The following is a 2140-nucleotide window of genomic DNA, read 5'->3' as shown; positions in this document are numbered from 1 at the left end:
GTGGGGTGGCGATGCGGCAGCACGGAGACACGGACAAGGGCGCGGCCACCATCACTGTCAGTGATATGGCAGCCAGGCCGGCAACCCTTGTCGTCCTGGCCAGCCGGCGCGGTGCCGACGCCCCCGGCGCCAACGACCTGACCCGGGAGCTGACCGCGCTCGGCGCCCGGGTCACTGTGGTGGCCTGCGACCTGACCGACTCCGACGACGTCGCCGACCTGCTCCGCCGGGCCGACGCCGACGCGCTGCCGCTGCGCGCCGTGGTGCACACCGCCGGCATCGGCGACTCGGCCCCCCTCGACGAGACCACCCCGGAGCTGCTGGCCCGCATCGTCGCCGCGAAGATCGGCGGGGCCCGGCACCTGGAGGACCTCCTCGGCGACCGGGACCTGGACGCCTTCGTCTGCTTCTCCTCCATCTCCGGCGTCTGGGGCAGTGGCGGTCAGGCCGCCTACGCCGCGGGCAACGCCTTCCTCGACGCGTTCGCCGAACGGCGTCGCGCCAGAGGCCTGGCCGGCAGCGCGATCGCCTGGGGACCGTGGGGCGAGGGCGGCATGGTCGCCGACACCGGGACCGAGGAGCACCTGCGACGGCGTGGCCTCACCCCGCTGGTCCCGTCCGCGGCTGTCGACGCCTTCGCCCGCACCCTCGACCACGGCGACGTCACCGTCGCGGTCGCCGACGTCGACTGGGCCCGCTTCGCTCCCGCCTTCACCGCCGCCCGCCCCAGCCCCCTGCTGGACGGCGTCGAGGAGGCCCGCGCGGCGGTCGCCGCACCGGCCGTACCGGTGCAGGCCGCCGGGCCGATCGACGGGCTCACCGACCTGCCCGACGCCGAACGCGGGCACCTGCTGCTCGACCTGGTCCGGACCGAGACGGCCACCGTCCTCGGCCCCGGCGGCGGCTTCGAGGCGAACCGCGCCTTCCGCGAACTCGGCTTCGACTCGTTGACAGCGGTCGAGATGCGCAACCGGCTCACCGCGGTCACCGGGCTCAACCTCCCGGCCACCCTGGTGTTCGACCACCCGACCCCGGCGGTCCTCGCCGCGCACCTGGACACCCTCCTGATGCGCGAGCACCGCCCGGCCGCGCCGACAGTGGAGGGCCGGCTCGACGACCTCGAGGCGGCCCTCGCTGCCACCGGTGTCGACGACGCCGGCCGGCCAGCCCTGGTGGCCCGCCTCCAGGCGCTCGCACACCGCTGGGCCGTCACCGAGGAACCGGCGGAGGTGGGCGGCGACGAGATCGGCGACGCGACCGCCGACGAACTGCTCCAGATCATCCAGAACGAATTCGGCAGATCTTGATCCGCGCAGCGGGAACGGGGTACGTGTGATGGCGAACGACGAGAAGCTGCTCGACCATCTCAAGTGGATGACCGCCGAGCTGCGACGCAGCAAGCGGCGCCTCGAAGAGGTGGAGACGGCGGCCGGCGAACCGGTCGCGATCGTCGCGATGACCTGCCGCTACCCCGGGCGGGTCGACACGCCGGAGCAGCTCTGGGAGCTGATCGCCGCCGGCGGTGACGCGATCGGCGACTTCCCCGACGACCGGGGCTGGGACGTCGACGGGCTCTACGACCCCGACCCGGACGCGAAGGGCAAGAGCTACGCCCGCGAGGGCGGCTTCCTCGCCGAGGCGGCCGACTTCGACCCGGCGCTGTTCGGCATCTCGCCACGCGAGGCCCTGGCCATGGACCCGCAGCAGCGGTTGCTGCTGGAGACCGCCTGGGAGGCGTTCGAGCGGGCCGGCATTCCCGGTGACAGCGTGCGCGGCAGCCGGACCGGCGTGTTCGTCGGGATCAGCGGCCGCGACTACGACACCCTGTTGCAGCGGCACACCCAGGACGGCATCGAGGGCTACCGGTTGACCGGCAGCGCGGCCAGCGTGCTCTCCGGGCGGATCGCGTACCAGTTCGGTCTGGAAGGGCCGGCGGTCACCATCGACACCGCCTGCTCGGCCTCCCTGGTCGCGCTGCACCTGGCGGTCCAGTCCCTACGCCAGCAGGAGTGCTCCCTCGCCCTCGCCGGTGGCGCCACGGTGCTCGCCACCCCGGAGGCGTTCGTCGAGTTCAGCCGCCAGCGCGGCCTCGCCCCGGACGGCCGGTGCAAGCCGTTCGCCGCCGCCGCCGACGGCACCG

At 74.1% G+C, this 2140-nt stretch carries 2 protein-coding genes; both read left to right on the top strand.

The window, feature by feature from the left end; translation table 11 throughout:
• The coding region (locus ACWCO3_RS34125) for a beta-ketoacyl reductase (RefSeq protein WP_450014099.1) at nucleotides 1–1307 on the top strand (1307 nt) is incomplete at its 5' end.
• Nucleotides 1308–1335: 28 nt separating this feature from the next.
• The coding region (locus tag ACWCO3_RS34120) for a beta-ketoacyl synthase N-terminal-like domain-containing protein (protein WP_450014097.1) at nucleotides 1336–2140 on the top strand (805 nt) is incomplete at its 3' end.

The sequence above is a fragment of the Micromonospora sp. NPDC002411 genome (assembly GCF_053592955.1).
Note: the sequence above shows the minus strand (reverse complement) of the source record. Positions and strands in the feature narration are given on the sequence as shown.